Annotated in this window: 3 protein-coding genes and 1 pseudogene; all 4 read left to right on the top strand. The window is 42.0% G+C overall.

Features of this window, described 5'->3' with window-relative positions:
• Positions 1 to 170 precede the first annotated feature (170 nt).
• Positions 171 to 1,007: an MIP/aquaporin family protein gene (locus DSM107010_RS36925; RefSeq protein WP_127025336.1), complete on the top strand. Its 837-nt coding sequence runs from the start codon at positions 171 to 173 to the stop codon at positions 1,005 to 1,007.
• Positions 1,004 to 1,774: a glucose 1-dehydrogenase gene (locus DSM107010_RS36920; RefSeq protein WP_106170594.1), complete on the top strand. Its 771-nt coding sequence runs from the start codon at positions 1,004 to 1,006 to the stop codon at positions 1,772 to 1,774. The genes DSM107010_RS36925 and DSM107010_RS36920 overlap by 4 nt, the downstream gene beginning before the upstream one ends.
• 134 nt (positions 1,775 to 1,908) lie before the next feature.
• Positions 1,909 to 2,943, top strand: a complete 1,035-nt coding sequence (locus tag DSM107010_RS36915; protein WP_015154223.1) for an SMP-30/gluconolactonase/LRE family protein — start codon at positions 1,909 to 1,911, stop codon at positions 2,941 to 2,943.
• Between the two features lie 801 nt (positions 2,944 to 3,744).
• A pseudogene (gene malQ / locus DSM107010_RS36910) lies at positions 3,745 to 4,458 on the top strand (4-alpha-glucanotransferase); the annotation flags it as partial.
• Positions 4,459 to 4,534: the final 76 nt, after the last annotated feature.

Below are 4,534 nucleotides of genomic sequence, written 5' to 3'. Positions count from 1 at the left end.
ACGCTTATTTCTCCATAAAAGTATTTGTTCCAGAATATCACTTTAAGCTTGGTATAAATTTAGATGCGTTTGCCCTGCTCTAAATGCCCAGAAGCACAAGCCCAACCTTTAACAGTTTCGTGACTGAAAGCATTGCCCAATCTATAACTTAACGAGTTGAGGAACCTGAGATGAAACGTAGGATTGCCAGTAGCAGACCCAGTGCTATCCCTGCTTACGTCGCAGAACTGGTAGGCACAATGTTAATGATATTCAACGGTCTCTCTTGGGTTTGCTGGAATTTTAGCCCAGAATCCCCAATCGTCAAGTTAATCCCCAACCCTAATGTGCGCTTATGTCTCACAGCTTTATGTTTTGCTGGGGGAGGAACAGCGATCGCTTACTCGCCATTAGGCAAACGCTCTGGAGGACATCTCAATCCCTCAGTCACTTTGGGCTTCTGGCTGATGAAAAAAATCTCTACCCGCGATGCCGTAGCATACGCTTTTGCGCAGGTTATTGGTGCTGCGATCAGTGCTGCCTTAGTACTCGTATTATGGTCTGACTTTGCTCGCAGCGTTCATCTGGGTGCGACTCTGTTGGGGAAAGGAGTATCGCCAGTCATGGGTTTTGGGATTGAAGTTGGCATTACATTTTTGCTGATGTTGACAATTTTAATCTCAGTTAACTCGTCCATTATGCCTTGGACTGGTGCGATCGCCGGGGCGCTAGTTGCTTTTCTGGTATCTACCGAATCGCCACTGACTGGCACTAGTCTGAATCCAGCCCGCTCTTTTGCTCCAGCTGCCCTGATTTCGATTTGGCAGGATCAATGGATTTACTGGATTGCTCCACCTCTTGGGGCTGCTTTAGCTGCACTCCTGTACCGACAGGGGATTATTGGTACTGGAAAATCCTACTGTAGCAAGCTTTTTCACGCATCAGACATTCCCTGTCACCATGCTAACTGCGGTTATTGCAGCCCCACTAAAGTTGATGTTTTTCGGACAACAAGGAGAAAGTTATGAAACTTGAAGGTAAAGTTGCACTCGTGACTGGTAGCAGTCAGGGGATTGGCAGCGCGATCGCCGTCCGCCTTGCCAAGGAAGGAGCAAATGTGGTCATTGACTATCGCTCTCATCCAGAAGGCGCAGAAGCTACGTTAAAACAAGTAGAAGCAACTGGACGTAAAGGTTATATCGTTCAGGCAGACTTGGGAGTAGTTAGTGATGTTCGTAGATTAGTTGCTGAAAGCATTCAATATTTTGGTCAACTGGATATTTTGGTGAATAATGCTGGAGTTGATGGTAAGAACACTGATTTCTGGGACGTTACCGAAGCTAATTATGATGCAGTGCTGAATGTTAACTTAAAAGGTGCGTTTTTCGCTACACAGGCGATCGTGCAACATTTGATTGAAACTAAACGCAAAGGCAAAATTATCAATATTAGTTCCGTGCATGAAGAACTGCCTTTTCCCCACTTCACGCCCTACTGTGCCAGCAAGGGTGGGTTAAAGATGGTTATGCGAAACTTGGCAGTCGAACTAGGTTCGCTGGGAATTACAATTAACAATGTAGCCCCAGGAGCAATTGAGACTCCCATCAATACTAATCTCTTAAATGACCCCCAAAAGCTAGGAGCGTTATTACAAAATATTCCTTTAGGGCGTTTAGGTAAACCAGAAGATATTGGACCTGTGGTTGCTTTTTTAGCTTCATCGGATGCCGACTACATCACTGGTTCTACCTTTTTTGTTGATGGTGGACTGCTGTGGAACTATCACGAGCAGTAAATCGCTGTGTATTGCCAAAAGAGGCGATCGCGTTTACCCTCGCTCCCATCGCATTTAGATAAAGCATAACGGAATTTGTAGATCGGAGCGAGGTTCACAACACAAACAAGTACATCTTACATACATTTTTTACCATGCGGAAAATAATTGCACTCTTGTTTAGCTCTACAGTGTTGGTTTCTTGCAGTCATACCAAGCTAGACACTCCATCTACCGTGTCCGAGCATGTGAATCTTGTGTCCGATCGCTCTATAGTCACTCCTCCACAAGAAACATTGCCAGCAGCGCATACTATCTCACCAGAAAAAGTCCTGCAAAGTGACAAATATAGTGAGGGAATTGTTTTCGATCGCCAGGGCAATTTCTACTTTTCCCAAACTAAAGCAGGAACGATTACGATTGTATCGCCTGATGGCTCCAGTCGAATTTGGGCTAAGGTTCAAGGAGTTAACGGACACAAAATTCTGCCCGATGGTTCTCATATTGTTGCTGCCAAAAATTCGGTGCTACAGTTGGATGCTAATGGCAATCCCTTAAAAATAATTGCCGATCGGTTTAACGGCAAACCATTAATATATCCCAATGACATCACTGTCGATCCGCAAGGAGGTTTTTATTTCACCGACTCTGGCGACTCAAATCCTCAGAATCCCAATGGTGCAGTCTACTACGTCAATGCCGCAAGTCAACTCAACCAGGTGGCTAGCGGACTTGCTTTTGCAAATGGAATTGTCCTCACCCCAGATCGTCAACGTCTTTTTGTCAGTGAAAGTAATAAAAATATAGTAGCTGTCTACAATGTGCTAGCGCCAGGAAAGCTGGGGGAAAAAAAAGTATTTGCTTTACCAGTCAAACAACCAGGGGAAATCGATAACAAGCCTGATGGTTTATGCTTGGATGCTGCGGGAAATCTCTATATAGCTCACTATGGTACGCGCCATGTAGAAGTACTGAACTCCAGCGGTCAGTTAATTCGTCGGTATGCGAGCGGTAATCTGACTACTAGTAATTGCGCTTTTGGTGGAGCGAATTTAAAAAGTCTTTTCGTGACTGGTGGTGTTGAAACAGAAGCAGGTCAAGGAGGTATTTTTCGCCTAGATCTAGGCGTGCAGGGGTTAGATATCCGTCCTCGTCAACCAGCAATTACTACGACTCAGAAAAATGACTGAAGCTCTAAATGCTATAAATAAGTTTTAAGTCAGCTTTTCTAAGTGAAAATATGCGATCGCACTACTTCATTCTATTCGGTTGAGGACGAACAAAACAGTTTCTCTCCTAGCTCATCTATCCATTTTTTAGCGAGTTCGTCAGCTAAAGTATATTTACTTGCAAAGGTTACTTATTTTAAATTTAGTTTGATTAAAAGATTGATTTGATATCTAAAAAACTTACAAGTAAACCAAAAGTAAGAAGTTCAATGTTAGATATTTTTAAGCACTTAACCTAAGTGATTTTTGTTAGCAAGTATAAAGTTTAAAGCCAAGCTATAAATTTATAAAATCAGATTTTTTTGTTTATAGAAACCGTGTAGAGGCGTTACATGTAACGTCTCTACATGTAACGCCTCTAAACAGAAAACGTTCACAATTTAATTTAGATTGCTATATAGAAACTTTATAAATAAAATCTAAAGAAGACAACCTTGCTCCGAAACTTAAATCATTGTAACTATGCTGTCTGGTTGATAATCTTACATTAGATTTCTTGCATAGAGCTGATTTGGGATCGCGCAAAGCTTACTCTTGCTAAACGCAAACGCTCTCATCCGCGCAGTATTCTCGCAGAGTAGATCGTGATTTCATACTGAGAAGAATCTCTCATGAGCGATCTTTAAATCTTTTTAAGTTCGAGATTAAACGCTGTAAGCCGAGTGTATTGACAATTTTTAACGAAGAGGAAAATTAAGTCAATCGGTGACAAAAAACAAAGCTATTTGCCACTGAGTAAACATAGTCTACTAGAGGTTAATTATGTCCTTCAGCCGAACTAGCGGAGTTTTGTTGCATCCTACTTCCTTACCTAGTCAATTTGGCATTGGAGACTTAGGTATAGACGCTTATCGCTTTATTGACTTTTTAGCGGATAGCGGACAGCAACTATGGCAGATATTACCATTGGGACCTGCGGGAAAAGGTAATTCTCCTTACGCCTCTTATTCAGCAATGGCAGGAAATCCACTGCTGATTAGTCCAGAATTATTAGAGAAAAAAGGCTTATTAGAAAAAGCTCACTTGGCTCATTTACCTGAGTTTAATGCTGAAACTGTAGACTTTGAGCAAGCGATCTCAACAAAAATACCAATGCTGCGAAAAGCTTGCTCGAACTTTGAAGCAAATGCTACATCGTTTGAAAAACAGGAGTTTTCGGAATTTTGCGATCGCAATGCTTACTGGTTAGATGACTACGCTCTATTTATGGCACTCAAAGATGCTCACCAAGGTGCTAGTTGGAATCATTGGGAGCCAGCGATCGCTAGAAGACAGCCAGCCGCGATCGAACAATGGCAGCAACAGTTAAATACGGATACTTTTTACTACAAGTATCTTCAATTTGAATTTTTTCAACAATGGTCAGAACTAAAACGTTATGCCAACCAACGCAGCATTCAAATTGTAGGAGATATTGCTATTTACGTAGCACATGATAGTGCTGATGTCTGGGCGCATCCCGAAAATTTTTGCCTAGTACTACAGTTGTAGATAATTGTTAGAATAGGATAGAAGTGCGATTGCGATTGCTGTGATGTTTCAACAAGCTTTA

The organism is Chroococcidiopsis cubana SAG 39.79 (assembly GCF_003991895.1).
In the GTDB taxonomy this organism is placed as follows: domain Bacteria; phylum Cyanobacteriota; class Cyanobacteriia; order Cyanobacteriales; family Chroococcidiopsidaceae; genus Chroococcidiopsis; species Chroococcidiopsis thermalis.
Note: the sequence above shows the minus strand (reverse complement) of the source record. Positions and strands in the feature narration are given on the sequence as shown.